Source organism: Methylotenera sp. L2L1 (assembly GCF_000744605.1).
In the GTDB taxonomy this organism is placed as follows: domain Bacteria; phylum Pseudomonadota; class Gammaproteobacteria; order Burkholderiales; family Methylophilaceae; genus Methylotenera.
In genome coordinates, this window is sequence record NZ_JQMG01000001.1 from 555,673 (window position 1) to 575,112 (window position 19,440).

19 protein-coding genes are annotated in these 19,440 nt (G+C 43.5%); 5 read left to right on the forward strand and 14 right to left on the reverse strand.

Going from position 1 to position 19,440, the window contains the following annotated elements; all coding sequences use genetic code 11:
* Position 1: 1 nt before the first annotated feature.
* The 14 genes from FG24_RS02645 to FG24_RS02710 form a co-directional block, all read right to left on the reverse strand.
* Positions 2–571, reverse strand: coding sequence for an OmpA family protein (locus FG24_RS02645; RefSeq protein WP_036300706.1), 570 nt, complete (start codon positions 569–571; stop codon positions 2–4).
* 44 nt (positions 572–615) lie between these two features.
* The gene (gene tolB / locus FG24_RS02650) at positions 616–1,920 is read right to left on the reverse strand and encodes a Tol-Pal system beta propeller repeat protein TolB (RefSeq protein WP_036303867.1); all 1,305 of its coding nucleotides are present in this window, start codon (positions 1,918–1,920) and stop codon (positions 616–618) included.
* Positions 1,921–2,023: 103 nt separating this feature from the next.
* The gene (locus tag FG24_RS02655; protein ID WP_036300708.1) at positions 2,024–2,842 is read right to left on the reverse strand and encodes a TonB C-terminal domain-containing protein; all 819 of its coding nucleotides are present in this window, start codon (positions 2,840–2,842) and stop codon (positions 2,024–2,026) included.
* 23 nt (positions 2,843–2,865) lie between these two features.
* Complete coding sequence (locus FG24_RS02660) at positions 2,866–3,261, reverse strand: ExbD/TolR family protein (RefSeq protein WP_036300710.1); 396 nt, start codon at positions 3,259–3,261, stop codon at positions 2,866–2,868.
* Positions 3,262–3,315: 54 nt separating this feature from the next.
* On the reverse strand, positions 3,316–3,990 hold the full coding sequence (tolQ, locus tag FG24_RS02665) for a protein TolQ (RefSeq protein ID WP_036300713.1): 675 nt from the start codon (positions 3,988–3,990) through the stop codon (positions 3,316–3,318).
* 119 nt (positions 3,991–4,109) lie between these two features.
* On the reverse strand, positions 4,110–4,520 hold the full coding sequence (ybgC, locus tag FG24_RS02670) for a tol-pal system-associated acyl-CoA thioesterase (RefSeq protein ID WP_036300715.1): 411 nt from the start codon (positions 4,518–4,520) through the stop codon (positions 4,110–4,112).
* Positions 4,521–4,522: 2 nt separating this feature from the next.
* A complete protein-coding gene (gene ruvB, locus FG24_RS02675) occupies positions 4,523–5,560 on the reverse strand; it encodes a Holliday junction branch migration DNA helicase RuvB (protein ID WP_036300718.1) in 1,038 nt (345 codons plus the stop codon).
* Entirely contained in the window at positions 5,557–6,612 is a 1,056-nt protein-coding gene (locus tag FG24_RS02680; protein ID WP_036300722.1) for an AI-2E family transporter, read from the reverse strand. Before FG24_RS02680 ends, ruvB begins: the two co-directional genes overlap by 4 nt.
* A 93-nt stretch (positions 6,613–6,705) precedes the next feature.
* On the reverse strand, positions 6,706–7,284 hold the full coding sequence (gene ruvA, locus FG24_RS02685; protein ID WP_036300724.1) for a Holliday junction branch migration protein RuvA: 579 nt from the start codon (positions 7,282–7,284) through the stop codon (positions 6,706–6,708).
* A 256-nt stretch (positions 7,285–7,540) separates the two neighbouring features.
* Positions 7,541–8,107 (reverse strand): crossover junction endodeoxyribonuclease RuvC, encoded by a 567-nt coding sequence (gene ruvC / locus FG24_RS02690; RefSeq protein WP_036300726.1) that lies wholly within the window; start codon positions 8,105–8,107, stop codon positions 7,541–7,543.
* A 32-nt stretch (positions 8,108–8,139) separates the two neighbouring features.
* Positions 8,140–8,865, reverse strand: coding sequence for a YebC/PmpR family DNA-binding transcriptional regulator (locus FG24_RS02695; protein ID WP_036300730.1), 726 nt, complete (start codon positions 8,863–8,865; stop codon positions 8,140–8,142).
* Between the two features lie 136 nt (positions 8,866–9,001).
* Positions 9,002–9,919 carry a DMT family transporter gene (locus FG24_RS02700; RefSeq protein ID WP_036300732.1) on the reverse strand — a complete coding sequence of 306 codons (918 nt, stop codon included), beginning with the start codon at positions 9,917–9,919 and terminating at the stop codon, positions 9,002–9,004.
* 55 nt (positions 9,920–9,974) lie between these two features.
* The gene (locus FG24_RS02705; protein ID WP_036300735.1) at positions 9,975–10,352 is read right to left on the reverse strand and encodes a YybH family protein; all 378 of its coding nucleotides are present in this window, start codon (positions 10,350–10,352) and stop codon (positions 9,975–9,977) included.
* Between the two features lie 24 nt (positions 10,353–10,376).
* The gene (locus FG24_RS02710; protein ID WP_036303869.1) at positions 10,377–10,889 is read right to left on the reverse strand and encodes a MarR family winged helix-turn-helix transcriptional regulator; all 513 of its coding nucleotides are present in this window, start codon (positions 10,887–10,889) and stop codon (positions 10,377–10,379) included.
* A gap of 277 nt (positions 10,890–11,166) precedes the next feature.
* Here FG24_RS02710 and FG24_RS12370 point away from each other — a divergent pair, with 277 nt between their 5' ends.
* From FG24_RS12370 to FG24_RS02735, 5 genes are all read left to right on the forward strand, one after another.
* Positions 11,167–13,953: a PAS domain S-box protein gene (locus FG24_RS12370; protein WP_051901399.1), complete on the forward strand. Its 2,787-nt coding sequence runs from the start codon at positions 11,167–11,169 to the stop codon at positions 13,951–13,953.
* A 236-nt stretch (positions 13,954–14,189) separates the two neighbouring features.
* A complete protein-coding gene (locus FG24_RS02720) occupies positions 14,190–14,621 on the forward strand; it encodes a hypothetical protein (RefSeq protein WP_051901400.1) in 432 nt (143 codons plus the stop codon).
* 1 nt (position 14,622) lies between these two features.
* Entirely contained in the window at positions 14,623–15,810 is a 1,188-nt protein-coding gene (locus FG24_RS02725) for a hypothetical protein (protein WP_051901401.1), read from the forward strand.
* A gap of 30 nt (positions 15,811–15,840) precedes the next feature.
* Positions 15,841–18,705, forward strand: coding sequence for a bifunctional diguanylate cyclase/phosphodiesterase (locus tag FG24_RS02730; protein WP_235189711.1), 2,865 nt, complete (start codon positions 15,841–15,843; stop codon positions 18,703–18,705).
* A 204-nt stretch (positions 18,706–18,909) separates the two neighbouring features.
* The gene (locus FG24_RS02735) at positions 18,910–19,437 is read left to right on the forward strand and encodes a DUF3617 domain-containing protein (protein ID WP_036300736.1); all 528 of its coding nucleotides are present in this window, start codon (positions 18,910–18,912) and stop codon (positions 19,435–19,437) included.
* Positions 19,438–19,440: the final 3 nt, after the last annotated feature.

A 19,440-nucleotide genomic window follows, 5' to 3' on the forward strand; every position in this document is an offset into this window, starting at 1 on the left:
ATTAGTCGTTTTCGTAAACAACATCAACACGGCGGTTCAATTGATGGCAAGCTTCATCAGCACAATTTGCTGATGCTTTTTCTTCACCAAAGCTCACTGTTTCGATTTGTTTGTCTTGAACACCTAACAAGTTAAATGATTTTTTAACTGATACTGCACGACGTTGACCCAATGAAACGTTGTACTCACGTGTACCGCGCTCATCAGCATTACCTTGCAATACTAATTTAGCATTACTGTTAGCAAGCAAGTATTTAGCATGCGCTTCGATTAACGGGCGGAATTCTGCACGTACTGTGTCGCTATCAAAGTCAAAATAGATATTTCTTTTTGACAAAATGTTGCTTGGATCTTTAAGTGGGTTATTACCATTGTTAGCATTGCTATCAATCACAACTTCTTTAACACCAGAAGTATCTGCTGAACCGTTAGCAGATTGTGATGAACCAGCTGGGCTTTTATCTTGCACGCCTGCAGGTTTATCTGTCATTGGTGTACTTTTACAAGCAGATAACATTGCTGCCAGCACTAAAGCACCTAAAACTTTTTTATTAAACATTCCCTTATTCATTACCTTCTCCTTTAGTAAAAACAAACTTTCTATATTGCATAACATTAATTCAGTAGCGGGCCCCATGCTGGCTCGCGAATATCGCCGCCTGACTCACTCAGACGCTGCCTCACGCGACCATCTGCAGACACCGCTGCAAGCGAGCCGCGACCTGCTGTTCTAGTGGCGTATAGTACCACACGCCCATTAGGTGCAAAACTTGGAGACTCATCTTGAGAGCCTTCGCTAACGATCTGTACCTGCCCTGTCGTTAGATTTTGTAAAGCGACGCGGAATTTCCCGCCATCGTTTCTAATCATCGCTAGCGACTTACCATCTGGCGAAAAACGTGGGCTTAAGTTGTAAGGACCATCAAAGGTGACGCGCTGTGCATCACCGCCAATCGATGATACTTTGTAAATTTGCGGACTACCGCCTCGATCAGAGCTAAAGTATATCCACCTAGCATCTGGCGACCAGACCGGCTCTGTATCAATTGCGCTGCTCTTAGTCAACTGCTTCAAACCACTGCCGTCAGCGTTAATCAGATACAGCTGTGAGTTGGCAGCATGGGTTAACACTATGGCGAGCTTACTGCCATCTGGCGACCATGCAGGCGCACTGTTATTACCCTTGAAGCTCGCCAGCGTCATGCGCTGACCTGTCATCAGTGATTGCACAAAAATAATCGGTTTTTTCTTTTCAAATGAGACGTATGCGATTTTGCTACCATCTGGCGACCATGCAGGCGAAATAATCGGCTCATTGGAAGAAACAACGGTTTGTGGGTTTACACCATCCGCATCCGCCACTTGCAATGCATAGCGACCTTTAGATTTATTGATGTAAGCAATGCGACTAGCAAAGATTGCTGACTCACCCGTAAGCTTTTGATAAATGACATCAGCTATTTTATGTGCAGTCATGCGCAATTGATTTGGTGCGATGTTGTAATCCATGCCAGCTAACTGGGTCTGTTTGAGCACATCTCCTAATTGAAAACTCACCTTAAGGCGGTTACCAGGCAAGGTTTCTATTTTACCAACAGCAATCGCCTGTGCCTGCAGCGCGGCCCAATCACTGTATTTAACCTGAGAAATAGCACTAGGCTTACTCGCAACGCCTGCGGTTTCCAACACCCTAAACATACCGCTACGGCGCAAATCTGCGCTAATAATATTAGCGAGGTTTTCTTGGTTTTTAACGTTATCCTGATTAAACGGCACAATTGCGATAGGCAATTGTTGCGCATTACCGCCGCTAATTTCAATTTCCAATGCGGCGTGACTAATAGATGGCATCATGGCAGATGTCATCATTGCGGCTGCAGACAACAACGTTGCCTGAAATAAATTAAGCAATTTTTTCATATAGCGTATGGTCAGTGAGGTCTTAAAAAGTTCATCAAATTTTACTGTAATCTGTAATAGATGCCAGAGCATTTACACTTGCTTACATTTTAGCCATTAAGTATTAATGGTCATTTGGACGAAAGGTCAGCTTTAATGTACGGAACTGTGAGAATAATGTTTTATCTTCAGGCAACGGTAACGGTTCTGACACTCGAATAGCTCGCTCAACCGCTTCGTCACATGTCGGATTGCCGCTAGACTTCGTGAGTTTAGGAGATGCCCCCAACTCCCCGGTAGGCAACAGTGCAATATCAAATTTTAATTCGAGGTTGCCATCACCGCATAGGGATTTATTCACGTTATTACGTATCTTGGCCTGTATTTTCGCTTTAAACTCATCCACTACGCCAGCTTTTGCCGCACTGCTCTTTTGCTCTCCCAATGCTTTTTCATCACTTAAGCTTTCTTGCTGCAGTTTTTTTAACACATCATTGACCGGCGGTTTGTTAGGCTTTTCTAAGGCATCTTGCATCAGTTGTTTTTGCAACTTAGCCAAAGGGTCTTCTTTTTCAATTTTTTTAGGCGGCTCTTTAGGTGGATCTTTTTTAACAGGCTTCTTTGGTGCTTCTTGCTTAATTGCGATTTCAGGCTCTGGTTTTGGCTCTGCTTTCAATTGGGGCTTAGGTTCAATTACCGGCTCTGGCTTGGGTTCAGGCTTTGGCGTTTCTTTTACAACAGGTTCTGGTGTAACCACCGGTTCGGGCTGTTTAGGCACATTGACCACTGGCAGACTATCCCACAGCTCAACCTCTGCAATACTGACGGGGTGCGTTGTTTTCCAATTAAACGAAATCAACAAGGCACCCAACAATATGGTGTGAACAGTAATCGATAAGATACCGGCTTTAAATGAGTCTGGATTTTCGCGCTGACGTAACATAGAGGTTAAATTAACTAAACACTTTAGATTGGCTTAAGTAACAAGCCAACTTTGTCTACCTTATTGGTTTTGAGCAGATCCATCACACCAATCACATCTTCATATTTAACGTTTTTATCAGCCGCGATCACCACTGTACGCTCAGGTGACTTTGTTAATGTGGTTTGTACCGCGACCAACATCTCATCACGTTGCATGGTTTTGCTATCCAGCTCTATGCTGCCGTTTTTCTTAACGGTAACAACGACTGGCGGCAACTTTGGCTGACTGAGGGCCTGACCAGCACCCGGTAACTCCACCACACCCGGGTTAGTCATGGGTGCTGTCACCATAAAAATAACCAACAAAACCAAGGTCACGTCGATATACGGCACAACATTGATTTGATTCATCATGCGGCGTTTACGAGTTCTGCTCATCGCGCAACTCCTATTAAAAACCGTTTTAGCATAATAACTAAGTGACTCATCATGTTAAGACTTACGTTGTAGGATATTAGTAAACTCTTCCATGAAGCTTTCGTAACGCACTGAAAGTCTATCCACTGAGCTTGCAAATCTGTTGTATGCAATCACAGCCGGAATCGCCGCAAACAAACCAATTGCAGTTGCCACCAACGCTTCAGCAATCCCTGGTGCTACTTGGGTGAGTGTTGCTTGCGCGACATTAGACAAGCCTCTAAATGCGTTCATAATGCCCCATACGGTGCCGAACAAGCCAATATATGGACTGACTGAGCCAACGGAGGCTAGAAATGGTAAGTGTGCATCAAGCTCATCCATCTCTCGGTTAAAAGCTGCGCGCATCGCACGGCGTGAGCCTTCCATCACATCAGAAACATCCATACGCGTTTGCTGTTTATGACGCGCGTATTCTTTAAACCCAGCTTCAAAGATACTTGCCATACCTTGTGGCTTACGACGATTAGCAGTAATCACGTCGTACAATTTATTAAGGTCACCACCGCTCCAGAAAGTATCCTCGAAATCTTCTGCGTCACGCTCTGCGCGCTTGACGGTAGCTACTTTAATAAAGATATACCACCATGAAAATAATGAGGTGATGATTAAAATCAGCATCACGAGCTGCACAGGCAAACTTGCGCCCGCGATCAAGCTAAAAAAGGACATATCACTACTTGCGTTCATAACTTCTCCACTTTTTATCTACTGCTTTTTTATGACGTACTGCAATGATGAACTGCACTACTCATGATTTTGAATAATCCAAATACTGCCAAATTAAATATGGCTAAACTTTTTCAAGCCTAACTTTTTTCAAGCATGGCTTGTTTTATGTGCGCTGGAATCCCGACAGGCTTAAAGGTTGCGGCGTTTACAAAGGCAGCCTTCACATGAGCACTAATCAACAATGCACCATCACGCATGATCGTTTGTGCCAGCTCAATACTGCCGTGACCGATTTTAACGATATCACAGTGGATTTCAAGCATGTCATTAAAATACGCTGGCTTTTTAAAGGTAATAGACAGGCTGTGCACAACGATAATAATACCGAGACCATCTTTCAATGTTGTTTGTTCAAATCCCAATGCACGCAACCACTCGGTTCTGGCGCGCTCCATGAAGTTTAAATAATTAGAGTGATAAACGACACCGCCAGCATCAGTGTCTTCATAATACACACGCACAGGCCAACTAAACTTACTTAAAGACATTGCTACTCCTGCCAAGACTCACCATTAGCGATAACGCCCGGCACTGGCAAACCAAAATGTTGATACGACTGACTGGTTGCCACCCGACCACGCGGGGTGCGCATTAAGAAGCCTTGCTGAATCAAATACGGCTCCAGTACATCTTCAATTGTGTCGCGCTCTTCGCCAATCGCGGCAGCCAAGTTATCCAAACCTACAGGCCCGCCACCAAATTTCTCCAGTACGGCTAGCAGTAATTTTCTATCCATTACATCAAAGCCAAGTTTATCGACATCCAGCATTTGAAGTGCAGCATCTGCAATACTGGCACTGACTTTACCATCCGCTTTGACTTGAGCGTAATCGCGTACACGACGCAATAAGCGGTTAGCAATACGTGGCGTACCACGTGAGCGTCTCGCAATTTCCAGTGCGCCTGTATCAACCATTTCCACATCAAGCAAGCCTGCGGAACGCTGTACGATACGACCCAACTCTTCAGAAGTATAAAACTCTAATCTCGACACGATGCCAAAGCGGTCACGCAGCGGATTGGTGAGCATACCGGCGCGTGTGGTTGCACCTACCAAGGTAAATGGTGGTAAATCTAATCTGACGCTACGTGCAGCAGGGCCTTCGCCTATCATGATATCAAGGCGGTAGTCTTCCATTGCCGGATATAAAATCTCCTCTACCACCGGGGATAGCCTGTGTATTTCATCAATGAACAGCACATCGTTTGGCTCTAGGTTGGTAAGCAGCGCAGCCAAGTCACCCGCACGCTCCAGCACAGGGCCAGAGGTTTGACGCATATTAACGCCCATTTCTTTGGCAATAATATGTGCCAGTGTTGTTTTGCCTAAACCTGGAGGTCCGAACAGCAATACATGATCCAGCGCTTCGCTACGTCCACGTGCTGCATTGATAAATATTTCTAGTTGCGCTCGCGCTTTTTCTTGCCCGATATACTCATCCAGCACCTTGGGGCGAAGTGCGCGCTCTAGCGCTTCCTCCTGCGGGCTGACAACATCCGGGGCGATTAAACGATCAGTTTCTATCATACTACTTCATCTGCTCTCTTATTTTGCAACGCTATCCAGTGTGAAACGAGTGTTAAACCAACCGCTAATAATGTTGGCCCTAAAAAAATGCCGATAAAACCAAACATCAGCACTCCGCCCAATACGCCCAATACAACAAGCAGTAGTGGCAAACGTGATGTGTGACTAATTAAAATTGGCTTAATAATATTATCCACGGTGCTAATCACAAGTAGGCCATAAATCAGTAAAAAGATTGCCCACCCTTGATCACCATGATTAAACAGCCATAGTGAAGCACCACCCCATACTAACGGCGGCCCGACTGGAATCACTGATAAGAAAAAGGTAGCTAGTGCCAACAACATCGGCATCGGCGCACCCGCCAGCCAAAACCCAAATAATGCAACACTGGCTTGTGCCAGCGCCGTACCAAAAACCCCCAGCATCACGCCTTTTACTGTACTGCACGACAAAGCTAACATTTCTTGCCCGAAATCACCGCCCAGTCTACGTACAATCGCTGTGATGATATTGGCTAGATACGCACCATCTCTATAAAAAAAGAAAGCAATAAACACGACGAGTATCAATTGCAAAAATCCGCCCATGAACAATTGCACTGCTTGCAATAAAAATGCTCGGATTGGTTCTGAATAGTGATCTAGCAAGCGCATGAGTTCTTCATGGCTAACAAGGGCACGTTGCCAAGATTGAGCCAATTGCTCTCCGATGATTGGCAGACTTTTTAGCCAATCTGGTGCCGTAGGTTGCAAACTCTGTAAAGCTGATTGTGCTTCATCAAGCAATACCGTGGCTGAGTCCGCCAAGTTTACGGCCAAATAAGCCATTGGCAAGATGAGTGCGAATAACAGTAACAATGTCATGGTGACAGCTGCAAGCGTATCTCGCTTACTTAATAAACGCCATATATGTTGGTATAACGGCCAAGTAAACACACAGATCACCGCAGCAAACAGCATCGCGGGCATAAACGGATAAAGCACGAAGGCACACCCTACGATGAGTAGCGATATCAACGTGATACGGGCTATTTGGTTTGTATTAATCATGTTGGATACTCAAAAAATATAGTGGGCATTTTGGCAAGTATCCACTAGTCAATATTTGCACTTGAACAGCACGCCCCTGCATCATCACGCATACTACTTTGAAAGTAACTTTAATGCTTGTTTAATCCCATCCGTCACACTCACTTCTTTATCCAACAATTTCACTGCAGCAACTGCCTCGCGCTCGTTATAGCCAAGTGCCAACAAAGCATTAAGCACATCGCTAGTAGCAGATTTCGGTTGATGCTCACTCATGGCGGCTACACCATCAATCGTAAACTTGTCTTTTAACTCTAACAACAAGCGCTCAGCTGTTTTTTTACCAACGCCCGGTACGCGTGTCAGCATACTTGGCTCTTGTAGCGCCACAGCTTGCACCAAGTCATCAATCGACAGCCCGCTTAAAATAGACAGTGCAGACTTAGCGCCAATTCCATTGACTTTGAGTAACTGCCTAAATGTGGCACGTTCTTGAGTGGTGCCAAAACCATATAATAACTGGGCATCTTCCCGCACCACAAAGTGGGTAAGCATGACCACTTTTTCACCAATCGCTGGCAAATTGTAAAAAGTGCTCATGGGCACTTCGCACTCATACCCCACGCCATTGCAATCAATTAAAACCAAAGGTGGTGTTTTTTCTAACAAGGTACCGCTTAATCGACCAATCATAGGGCATTCCGTAACTAAATAATAACAAACAATAACGCATGGCTGAACATCTCAGCAAGTGCAGATTTAATCTCTGGAAATGATGACTGACATTTTAATCCAGAGACAAACCATATTAACGGCAAGCGACCATATCACTAAACATGCTAAGCCAAAAAATTAAGCGGCTCGGGAGAAAGAGAAGTTGTTGTTTATCGAACAACAGAGAAAGGAGCGTTAGTAAATGTCGCTGAAAATGGCCGTAATGCCAGTGTGCTCACCCAACCAACCGACCGCCTCGTACACGGAAACCGGCAGTAGCCATCAAACCCAAGCCCTGACCGCCATGCGCGTGGCAAATTGCACAAGCAAGCGCATCAGCAGAGTCAGGCTTTGGTGCAGCGGGCAACTTGAGTAAGCGCTTCACCATCTCTTGCACTTGCTCTTTTTGCGCATGACCATTACCAACAACCGCCTGCTTCACTTGTAGCGCAGTGTATTCGGCAACGCTTAAATTGCGAATCACCGCAGCACTAATGGCAGCACCACGTGCCTGCCCAAGCAACAAAGTAGATTGCGGATTAACGTTCACAAACACTTTTTCAATCGCCACCTGATTAGGCTGATAAGTATCGATAACTTCGAACAATCCGTCTAAGATGATTTTAAGCCGTGCTGGCAACTCTTCACGTTCTGGGTCACCCTCTACCTTGCTTTTTTTAGCACTGGCGGTTTTGATGGTGCCGCTGGCAATGTAAGTGATTTTCTCACCTACTTTTTCAATCACGCCAAAGCCTGTCAGGCGCAAGCCTGGGTCGATACCGAGAATTCGGGTAACGCTCAAAGCCTGCCACCAGTTGTTTTAGTCATGCAGATTTATTCTTCAATCACAGCAGATGTGTAAACATCTTGCACATCATCTAAGTCTTCCAGTGCATCCAGAATTTTCTGCATTTTTACCGCATCGTCACCGGTAAAGACAACTTCAGCATCAGGTTTCATTGTCACTTCACCCATCACCGCCTTGAGACCCGCGGCCTCAAGTGCTTCTTTAATGGCCACAAAATCAGCTGGTGGTGTAATCACCTCAATACTGCCATCATCGTTAGTTACCACATCTTCAGCGCCAGCTTCCAGTGCGACTTCCATCACCTTATCTTCGGAGGTGCCTGGCTCATACACCAAGCTGCCGCAGTGCTTAAACATAAAAGCAACAGAACCATCGGTACCTAAATTACCGCCGTGTTTGCTCAAAGCATGACGCACATCCATCACCGCGCGTTGTTTATTATCAGTTAAGCAATCGATAATGATGGCGGCACCATTGATACCGTAACCTTCGTAGCGGATTTCTTCGTAGCTAACGCCCTCTAACTCACCCGTCCCTTTTTTAATCGCACGTGTAATGTTATCCGATGGCATGTTTTCTTCTTTTGCCAAGGCAACGGCCGCACGTAGCCGTGGGTTCATATTAGGATCACCGCCACCTAGACGTGCTGATACCGTGATTTCTTTGATGATTTTAGTAAAAATCTTACCGCGTTTTGCGTCTTGGCGACCTTTGCGGTGTTGAATATTTGCCCACTTACTGTGACCTGCCATGTTTAGATCCTAATTTCCAACTAAATAAGACAGATTTTATCACATGCGTTTACCCAAATTACAGGCTTTTAGATGAGGGAAAAGTGAAGGTCAACAGCTTGTATGTGCTAAACCCCTAGATTCTATTCACTCAACCCTACTCTTGCCCAATTGCGGGATCAACAGGGGCGTGTTTTTTAATGCTGACAAAAGAAATAATCACTAACGATAATGCGATTAATACCATGCCAATCAACTCCATACGATTGGGCACTTCATTTAACTGCACCCACGCCGCCAGCACACCAATCACTGGTGCCAGCATGGACGCCATGCTGGCCACACCAGCAGGTAATATCTGCAAGGCATACAGCCATAATAACCAAGCCAATGCACCACTCAAAAACACATTAAACAATACAGCGCCGATAAAGTAGCCTGTCCATTGAATGGGGGTAGCAGGTACGATAAACGCAACAACAACCATCGGAATAGAACCTAGCAACATAGGCCAAGCCGTCAGATTTAATAAATCCAGATGCGGGCTACGTCGATGTAGTTTTTTAGAAATAATGGCAGACAGCGCCCAAGACACACCTGAGACGATTGCCAAGAACATACTGAAGCCATCTGCTTTGATATGCAAAGGGTCAAAGATCAGCAGCATGCCGAACACAGCAGAGATCACTGCTAGCCACTGCCAGCCTTGCACTTTCTCGCCCAGCATCGGCCAAGCAAACAGCATCACCCAAAATGGCATAGTGTAAGTAAGTACGGCAGTTTTACCCGCGCCACCCTCTACCAATGCCCAAACCAATAAGCCTGTAAAGCCAACCGTCTGCAACAAACCCAATACCAGCATGGTAGGAAACTCTTTAAGACCCAAGGGTCGTTTGGTGGCATAGATCACAACAAATAATACAATTGCACCTAAAAAGACGCGTAAGGCAGCAAATTGAAATGGGCCTGCATATTGCAGGGCACTTTTCATCACTACCCAGTTGTAGCCCCAAATAATGGTGAGTACGATCAGCGCAACAAATGCACTAATGGTGTTTTTTGTACTATTTTCCATATATTTTCTACGCCTTATATTTTCGATGGCTTAATCGTTTACTTCCGCGAACTGCTTAGTTCCAAATATGCGTGACTGCTTTCCAGCCACCCTCAGTTTGTTTGCGATAAACCAAATGCACGTTACCACCAAAGGTTTGTTTTTCGCCTTGCTCATTAAGCATCGCACCTGCCCACTTACCACGCTGGTAAGCGAGATTGCCATCTTCAACGGCATCAAGCAAGGTTAGCTGATGCTCAATCACCCCAGCATCAATAAGCCCTTGGAAAAATGATTGAACTGCCGCAGCACCCACCACCGGCTCACCTGCTGGCGCTGGCATCACCACTGCACTTGCGTCGTATAAGGCACTAATAGCTGCTGAGTTTTTGGTATTAAATGCATGGTCGAAATTTTGATTGATTTCACTGATTTGTTGCTGAATATTGCTCATGATGACTCCTGATTATCAAATAAATTACTTTTGCTTGGTTAATTCTGGGATGCCTAGATTAATTAAATCTAACATCTGTTCTAATTGGATGCGTTGCGCTTCATTGAGACCTTTCATACACAGCCTCAATCTTTGGTAGTAATCTGGCATCACAGCATCCAGCTTGGCTTGTCCTGCGTCAGTGAGGTGAATCAACACACTGCGCCTATCACTTTTTGTAAATACACGCTCGACCAAACCGCCTTGCTCTAAACCATCGATTAAGCCCGTCATCGTGGCGCGCGTGACACCAGCTTTATTTGCAAGCACCGATGGTGTTGAGGTGTAAGAATCCTCACGCATCAGCAAAATAAGCACCCACCAGCGCCCCTGCAACAAACCATGCTTACTTAAACAAGTATCCAATGCGATGGACAAGTCGGTTGCAACGCGCAGCAAATGCAAAAAGCTCGACACTGCTGTGATATCCGCATCGGGATATCGTTCAGCAAATTTATGGAGCACGCCTGTCGTGGGTAAATCTTTAAGTTCTAGCATAATTAGGAACATTATAATTAGCTGGCTAACTATGTCAAGCCCCCTATTAAATAGATTTGTCTTAATGTAAGTGATGGATAGCTAGATTGGCGCTAACACCAACTCAGAAAAATCAAAATAAAATTCACAAAAATGTCACATTTAAGTCACATAAAGCCAATTTACGAACACATATCAATTAAACCCCTATTATTTATAGGATTTAGGTTGATTTGTTCTTTAGATTCATATTTGATAGGTGTAGTATGGCTAAAGAAGTAAAATAAAAAAACTCATCATGTCCAGCCTTAGCATTCTTCACCTTCGCTCTATTAAGACTAGGGTCACATTATTTACCATCACAATTTTTGTGATTGGCATATGGCTACTTTCGTTTCTAAATATACAAAAACTATATGAAGATTTGGAAAAAGAGCTGGGTTATCAGCAGTCGTCTGTTGCGTCTTTATTAGCAAGCCAGATTAACGAAGAATTGAGTAGTCGCGTAGCACTTTTAAATAAAATTGCTGAAATAGCCGCTCAAAAATCACTAAGCAACCAAACCGAACTTCAAACATTATTAGAAAACCAGGTAGCAATTGAAAGCAACTTCAATGCTGGCGCATTCATCCTTGATGCAAATGGTATCGCTATTGCCTCAGTCCCTTTGTCAGTTGATAGAATTGGCGTTAGCTACATTAAGAGAGCGTTTGTTGTAGCTGCTCTGAAAAGAGGAGAGTCCAGCATATCCAAACCTGTGATTGGCACTGTAATCAAAGAGCCACTATTTAATGTCGTGGTCCCGATTAAAAACAAAGACGGTAAAACAATAGGCGCTATTCTTGGCGTGACCACACTAGGAAAGCCAAATTTCTTAGATAAGATTTTCCAAAACAATTATGGCAAATCTGGATACTTACTGCTGGAAGATGCTAAAAACAGATTGGTGATTACAGGTACCGATAAGCGCCGTATTATGCAGCCACTACCCCAACATGGCGCTAATGCACTGACTGATCGACATGTAGCAGGCTTTGATGAAACCGATATCTCAATTAACCCATTAGGTGTGGAAGTACTGATCACATCGAAAAGAGTACCCATCTCTGATTGGTTCATTGTTGCCGGATTACCTACGCATGAAGCTTTTTCTGCCATTAGAAAACTAAAAGTGCATATCTTTTTGATTGCAACTTTCATTACCTTTATTGCGGCAGGTTTAACTTGGTGGATGTTAAGGCGTGAACTTGCACCAATGTTCGCCACAGTGAAAAAATTAACTGCACTATCAAAATCAGGCGGCTCGCACAAACCATTACCGATTGAAACGCACAATGAAATTGGCGAACTGATTGAGAGCTTTAACAACCTATTGGAAGCTCTGGAGAAAAGAGAAGCTCACTTATCAATTTTATTAAAGACTATTCCAGACCTCATCTGGCTAAAAGATATAAACGGTGTGTATATTTCTTGCAACACCATGGTTGAGCGCTTTTTTGGTACGACAGAAGCCAATATTATCGGCAAAACTGATTATGACTTTGTTGATAAGGATCTCGCTGATTTTTTCCGAGATCATGACCGTAAAGCCATGATAGCTGGCAAAACTACCGTCAATGAAGAATGGCTTACCTTTGCTGACGGAGGTTACCATGGCCTGTTTGAAACAAAAAAAGCACCTTTGATTGATAGCAATGGTCACCTAATTGGCATCTTTGGAATTGCTCATGACATTACGGCGCGCAAGAATAATGAACTTAAACTACGCCTATTATCCACAGCCATTGAGCAAAGCCCTACCTCTGTTGCGATTACCAATCTTGAGTCTAAAATCGAATATGTAAACCCAACCTTTACAAAAGAGGCTGGTTACAACCCAGATGAAGTGATTGGGAAGAACCCTAGAATTTTACAATCAGGGCTCACCGATAAATCAGTTTATGATGACATGTGGTCTAAACTGGCGCTAGGCCAAAACTGGACTGGTGAGTTTATTAACAAACGTAAAAATGGTGAAATTTATTACGAAGAAGCTTACATCTCACCAGTGCTTGATGATAGTGGCAAGACAACTCATTACGTCGCGCTAAAAGTAGACATTACAGAAAAGAAACAAGTACAGTCAGCACTTAAAAAATCAAATGAGCAGCTAAACAACCTACTACAGTCAATGGCAGAAGGCGCCTACGGCGTTGATGTTGACGGAAATTGCACGTTTGTGAACAACTCGTTCCTGACAATCCTTGGCTTTCAGCATGCCGATGAAATTATCGGCAAGCACATACACACACTGATTCACCATTCGCACATTGATGGCAGTGACTACCCAGCTGATACGTGTAAGGTTTATTCTGCTTATAAAAATAATATAGAGATTCATTGTGCTGATGAAGTATTTTGGCGTAAGGATGGCCAAGCCATCAGCGTTGAATATTGGTCTCGTCCTATTTTTGAAGAAGGAGTGATGGTAGGTGCTATTGCCACGTTCATTGACATTACAGAACGTAAGAAAATGGAAGAAAAAATTCAACAGCTTGCGCTACATGACATGCTAACGGACCTACCCAATCGCAGACTATTACTAGACCGTATGGACCAAATACTGATGGCAAGTAAGCGTAGCCATCTATACAGCGCATTGATTTACTTAGATTTAGATAACTTTAAACCGCTGAATGATACGCTGGGACATGAAGCCGGCGACCAATTATTGATTGAAGTATCCAATCGTTTAAAAAATTGCGTGCGTGAAATGGACACGGTGGCTCGCATGGGAGGCGATGAGTTTGTCGCGATTATTACAAAAATCAGTTCAAACCAAGTAAAAGCAAAATCTCAAGCAGCAATAGTTGCTGAAAAAATTCGTTCAAGCTTATCTGAGCCTTATTACATCAAAGTAATCAATGATGAAAACAAGGAAACCATCGCAGTGCATCACTGCACAGCCAGCATAGGTGTTGTATTATTTTCAGGGGAAAACAATACGAGCAAAGAGGCACTCATTAAAATAGCTGACGGGGCCATGTATCAAGCTAAAGAGTCCTCTCGAAACAATGTAGTATTTAGTGAAAATAATCAGTTATAGTGGACTGTGTTGCTATAGGTTTTTACTCATACTAATGATTAGATATCATCATTATCTCAATTTCCCGACATGAATTGTCATGATATTGATAGACAAAATATATCAGTATCGGATATATTAAACTTATAGAAGACTTGCAAAATAATAACAAGGTTAATTTCGATTATGTTTATCAAAATCAAAACCCTAGTGTTAGTTAAGAGCTAGAAGCATCATATGCGCGCTTAAAATCAGCAATGATCTTTAATAAAGCTCCTATCTTATCTATTTTGTTATTGATTAACGGTAGCGTTGCGGCAAGTGACGAGGATATCGTTTTAGCTGTTAATCAGAATATTGCAGACAACCATATCTCACGCAGTTTTTCCCGTCAAATATTCAGCATGAAAGCAAGACAATGGCCTGATGGCAGCCCAGTTGTTGTGTTTGTACTACCTGACAGAAGCGCACACCACCTCATTTTTGCAAAAGAAATTTTAGAGACCTTTCCCTATAAACTCCGTTCTGCTTGGGACCGTCAGGTTTATTCCGGCACTGGACAAGCGCCTCGCGAAGTGGCCAATATAGATCAAATGATGACCAATATTGCCAACACCCCAGGGGCGATTGGCTACCTACCAAAGGCTAAAATTGATGGTATCAAAATACGTATGGTTGAGGTGCGCTGATATGTTACGAATCTACGCTATTTGGATAGTGCTTATATTAGGCGCCATATGCTCAGCCCCTCTACGAGCCTTAGAGTTTGATAACGGCAAAGTACAAATTCACGGTTTTGCGACCCAAGGCATCGTGTCCACGACAGATAATAATTTTTATGGAGATAGCTCTAATAGCATCAGTTTCAACTTCCGTGAAATCGGCATCAACGCTTCATATAGACCCAGACCCGATTTGCAGTTTTCTTCACAGGTCATTCAATTAGACGCAGGGAATGTCAACGAAAAAGGTTTATTACTGGATTACGCTTTAGTGGATTACACAGCATATGCGAGTGAAACCACTCAGTTCGGCGTCAGGTTAGGACGCGTCAAGAATCCGTTTGGTCTTTATACGCCTACGCGTGACGTTGCATTTACACGCCCTAGCATTATATTGCCTCAATCTATTTACTTTGATAAAGCACGTAGCCTTGCACTTTCATCTGATGGGGTGGGCATCTATCTTAATCGCGAGGGCAGTTTAGGCGCCATCAATATTGATATGGTAGTAGGTAATGCCAACGTAGATAGAGGTAGTGAGGCGACATTTCTCAGAAAAGACGAACCGGGAAAGATGGAGTCTGACAAACCTTCTCGCTTAATACGTATCATGTACATTACACCGGATGACCGCTTACGACTGGCCTTTAGTGCTGCGAATTTAGATCTTAAATATAACGCAAGGTCGCATGAGGCTGACCCAAATTTGTTTGAGCACTTAGATCCAAAAATTATTTCTGCACAGTACAGTAATGAAAAATGGGAGCTGACAGCAGAGTATTCACAAATGAAGTCATCCATTACAAGAAATTTTGCACCAAACTTTAGCAATGTGATTGAGGGGTATTATGTTCAGGGTAGTTATCAACTGACTCCTTCTTTGCAAGCAGTGGCCCGCTATGATGCTAGCTTTAATAACAAAAGTGATCGCGATGGTAAAAAGCTCTCGGCCGCAACAGGCTTGCCTGCACATACGTTCTTTGCAAAAGACTGGATGCTTGGCCTACGTTATGATGTAACACCTACGTTTATGGTGAGGGGAGAGTGGCATCACATTGATGGAACGGGATGGCTATCAACGCTGGACAACACAAATCCACGCGCCATGGAACGTAAGTGGGATATGCTGATGTTGATGGGTTCTTGGCGGTTTTGATATACTGTGCAGACTCAAGTGACTCATCATATGCGCTTTCTCAGTTTACGCTGGAAACTACTGCTTATTCTGTTTAGCGTTTCTGCAATCCTTAGTATTGCCAGCTCATATTACTTTCAACACCAACTCCTACTTCAATTTGAGCAGACTCGAAAAGAAGCGCAAATCAAGCATGCTAAGCAAATTAATGGCTTAATTAGCATGAATGTTGAGCGGGTTCGGCAGTTGGCTGCCACGCTACCAACTTTTATCAATATGAATCATGGGCTCATGAAATATGACAGCCCAGCTTTTTACCGTTATTTTGAAAGTTTCTGGTCAAGTTTCCAAATAGACATGGGCGTTGATAACGCCAAGCTCTATGCGCCTGATGGCCATGTGATAGCTACATGGGGTGACGAAGTACATAACAACTTATCCTCGCATCAAGGATCATGGCAATCGGAATCATGGAAAAAAAACTGGGAAACCATTTTAAATAAAGAAGTTTCAAATGGATTAATTGAATGTGCCGATACGTGCAGCATTTATGCATTTGCCCCAATATTGCAAAAAGGTGAAGTTGCCGGCGCATTTTCAATTGGGGCATCGCTGGCGGATGCTGTTTTATCATTTAAAAAAACATCTAATGCCGATTTGGCGATTGTTTTTGCATCGGACTCAAGCAACATTCAAAATCCCCTATGGGGAATGCGTGTTGCGGCAGCGTCCAGCCCAGAGCTTTTGATTCCACTCATTACACAGGTTGCAAACGTTTACTCATTCTCAGCGCTATCGAAAAAACCTGTACGTTACTCTGACGCAGACAATGTATATGAAATCAGTTTAGTTAAGCTTGATACTCCACATTGGACTGGCAACATGCAATTGATTGTAATCGAGAATATTGCAGATGATTTGGCGGTGGTAGAAAAGAACAGCAAACAGGTGATGATATTCGCAATGGTTGCGGCGGTGCTGATACTCGCATTACTTTATGTGCTGCTGAGCATTCCACTAAAACGCTTGCGCAGAATTGCATCCTCCATTCCGCTCTTAGGGCAAGGAGCATTTCAAGCGTTACGCTCCAACATAAAACTACACCCTCACCGCTTAAAAGATGAAGTCGACATACTGGATCAGTCTGCTATCGATTTATCTTATAAGCTCGAATCACTAGAACACGAAGTTATTGAAAAGAACCTTTCACTGAACAATCTTTTTAACGAAGTTTCAAAGGAAAAAGACTTTGCTACTAAGCTACTGAATCAAGCTGAAGCCATTATTGCCACAACCAGCATAGATGGACGTATTTTATCAATTAACCAGTTTGGAGTGACGCTGACAGGGAAAAATACAGGCGACCTCATGTACAGTGATTTACCGAAAAGTGAGTTTTCAGCACTAAAAGGTAAATTAACCGAGGTTGCAAGCAGCAAGCTATATAGTTACGCCCATAAAACCGTATTAATTGCATCAGACCAAACATCGCGAAATATATCTTGGGGACATACCTGCCTTCAGGATGACATCAAAGGTGAAGCTATTCTTTTATCTGTGGGTATGGATATCACCGAACAAACAAAATCTCAGGAAGTGATTCATCATCTTGCAAACTATGATGTACTAACGAACCTACCAAACAGACGCTTATTGATTGATAGACTGAAACATGCATTAAGTGCCAGCAACCGCAGCGGCCAGCATGGAGCGCTACTTTTTATTGACCTTGATAACTTCAAATCAATCAACGACACACTGGGGCATAAAGTAGGCGATGTATTGTTGCAAGAGGTGTCTAAAAGATTAATATCCTGCATCCGTGAAGGTGACACAGTATCCCGTATTGGGAGCGATGAGTTTATTGTGGTGCTGGAAAATCTAAGCACTAAGGCTGTTGAATCCGCGGCACAGGTTGAGCGTATTGTTAGAAAAATTCAACAAAAGCTTAACCTGCCGTTTCAGCTACAAACACACTCGTACCAAAACTCGATAAGTGTGGGAATCTGCTTATTCAACGAGTTGGATAAAGATACGGAAGAGTTGCTAAAACAAGTAGATATCGCAATCAACCAAGCGAAGCGCAATGGTAACAACAGCATCTGCTTCTATGACCCGCAAATGCAGGAAAGGCTTACGGCTTATGTCACGCTTGAACGCGAACTTAATCAGGCGATCACCGCTAAGCAGTTCGTATTGTATTACCAGATTCAGGTTGATACTGCTGGCACACCCTTGGGTGCAGAGGTCTTAATCCGCTGGCAACACCCAAAGCGAGGCATGGTATCGCCTTATGAATTTATACCAATCGCAGAAGAAACTGGGCTGATCGTTCCTATAGGAAAATGGGTGTTAGATAGCGCTTGTGCCCAGCTGAAAGTATGGAAGAAATCAGCGAAAACTAAGCATTTAACGCTATCAGTCAATGTCAGTGCCCAACAGTTTCTGCAAGATAACTTTGTCGCGCAGGTAGCCTCGGCTGTGAAGAAAAATGCTATCGACCCTATGTTACTGAAATTAGAACTCACCGAAAGTATGCTGGTGAATGAGTTGGATAAAACGATTGCCACCATGCATGCTCTGCAAAAGATTGGTATCAAGTTTTCCTTAGATGACTTTGGAACTGGCTATTCATCTTTACAATACTTGAAGCGCCTGCCGATTGATCAATTAAAAATTGACCAGTCTTTTGTGCATGAAATTACCAACAATATAAGCGACCAAGCGATTGTGCGCACCATTATTGCAATGACGCATACCTTAAACCTGAATGTCATCGCCGAAGGGGTGGAGACAGAGGAGCAAAGGCAACTTCTATTGGATAATGGCTGCTATTGCTATCAAGGCTACTTATTTGGTAGACCTCTGCCGATTGATGCGTTTGAGGCGCGACTGAAAGAATGCCTCACACGCTAATACCCACTCGCCCTCATGGCAGCACCTTCATGGCAATAACCTTTCCAAGCCATCGAAAAGTTGAACCGAAATTAATAGGTTGGTTGTGTCACCTTGCGCAAATACAATCAGATGATTGATAGGCACGCTGAACTAAGTAGTGATAAAGCTTTCTCAGTACTGTAAAACTTACTGATAGTAAAACTTGCTTATATAGGATATTAAATGCGTCGTTGTTTATTTGTACTTAGTTTAACCTCTATGTCTTTTGCAGCCCATGTAAACGCCGCAGACATTTCAATCAAACCAGGGCTATGGGAAGTCACCACGACCTCTGACCTTTTAAATTTTGCGTCACAGATTCCAGCAGAGCAAATGAATAGCTTAAATGCGTTAGCCAAAGAGTATGGCTTCGATGTGCCGGAAATTAACAATGGTGCGGCAAAATCCACAACCTGCATTACTCAAGAGATGGCTCAACAAAAAATACTACCTGGCGCTGTTCAAAATCAGGCTGGATGCTCCGTTAAGAAAGTGACACAGAATGGTAATTACTATCATATGGCATTTACATGTGCGAACACCGAACTAAATGGCAATGGCACTGCAGAAGGAAGTTTTACAAATGCCGAAACCTTTTCTGGCGTGACGCATTTTAGCGGGTCTATCCAGAACACCCCAGTGAATGAGCAAGCCAATGTGAATGGAAAATGGCTTGCTAACAGCTGTGAAAATACAAAAACATCAAAATAATCG

Coding starts and splice junctions, on each gene's coding strand:
- FG24_RS02645 (WP_036300706.1), bottom strand. CDS start 571: ATGAATAAGGGAATGTTTAATAAAAAAGTTTTAGGTGCTTTAGTGCTG.
- tolB (WP_036303867.1), bottom strand. CDS start 1,920: ATGAAAAAATTGCTTAATTTATTTCAGGCAACGTTGTTGTCTGCAGCC.
- FG24_RS02655 (WP_036300708.1), bottom strand. CDS start 2,842: ATGTTACGTCAGCGCGAAAATCCAGACTCATTTAAAGCCGGTATCTTA.
- FG24_RS02660 (WP_036300710.1), bottom strand. CDS start 3,261: ATGAGCAGAACTCGTAAACGCCGCATGATGAATCAAATCAATGTTGTG.
- tolQ (WP_036300713.1), bottom strand. CDS start 3,990: ATGAACGCAAGTAGTGATATGTCCTTTTTTAGCTTGATCGCGGGCGCA.
- ybgC (WP_036300715.1), bottom strand. CDS start 4,520: ATGTCTTTAAGTAAGTTTAGTTGGCCTGTGCGTGTGTATTATGAAGAC.
- ruvB (WP_036300718.1), bottom strand. CDS start 5,560: ATGATAGAAACTGATCGTTTAATCGCCCCGGATGTTGTCAGCCCGCAG.
- FG24_RS02680 (WP_036300722.1), bottom strand. CDS start 6,612: ATGATTAATACAAACCAAATAGCCCGTATCACGTTGATATCGCTACTC.
- ruvA (WP_036300724.1), bottom strand. CDS start 7,284: ATGATTGGTCGATTAAGCGGTACCTTGTTAGAAAAAACACCACCTTTG.
- FG24_RS02695 (WP_036300730.1), bottom strand. CDS start 8,865: ATGGCAGGTCACAGTAAGTGGGCAAATATTCAACACCGCAAAGGTCGC.
- FG24_RS02700 (WP_036300732.1), bottom strand. CDS start 9,919: ATGGAAAATAGTACAAAAAACACCATTAGTGCATTTGTTGCGCTGATC.
- FG24_RS02705 (WP_036300735.1), bottom strand. CDS start 10,352: ATGAGCAATATTCAGCAACAAATCAGTGAAATCAATCAAAATTTCGAC.
- FG24_RS02710 (WP_036303869.1), bottom strand. CDS start 10,889: ATGCTAGAACTTAAAGATTTACCCACGACAGGCGTGCTCCATAAATTT.
- FG24_RS12370 (WP_051901399.1), top strand. CDS start 11,167: ATGTCCAGCCTTAGCATTCTTCACCTTCGCTCTATTAAGACTAGGGTC.
- FG24_RS02720 (WP_051901400.1), top strand. CDS start 14,190: ATGATCTTTAATAAAGCTCCTATCTTATCTATTTTGTTATTGATTAAC.
- FG24_RS02725 (WP_051901401.1), top strand. CDS start 14,623: ATGTTACGAATCTACGCTATTTGGATAGTGCTTATATTAGGCGCCATA.
- FG24_RS02730 (WP_235189711.1), top strand. CDS start 15,841: ATGCGCTTTCTCAGTTTACGCTGGAAACTACTGCTTATTCTGTTTAGC.
- FG24_RS02735 (WP_036300736.1), top strand. CDS start 18,910: ATGCGTCGTTGTTTATTTGTACTTAGTTTAACCTCTATGTCTTTTGCA.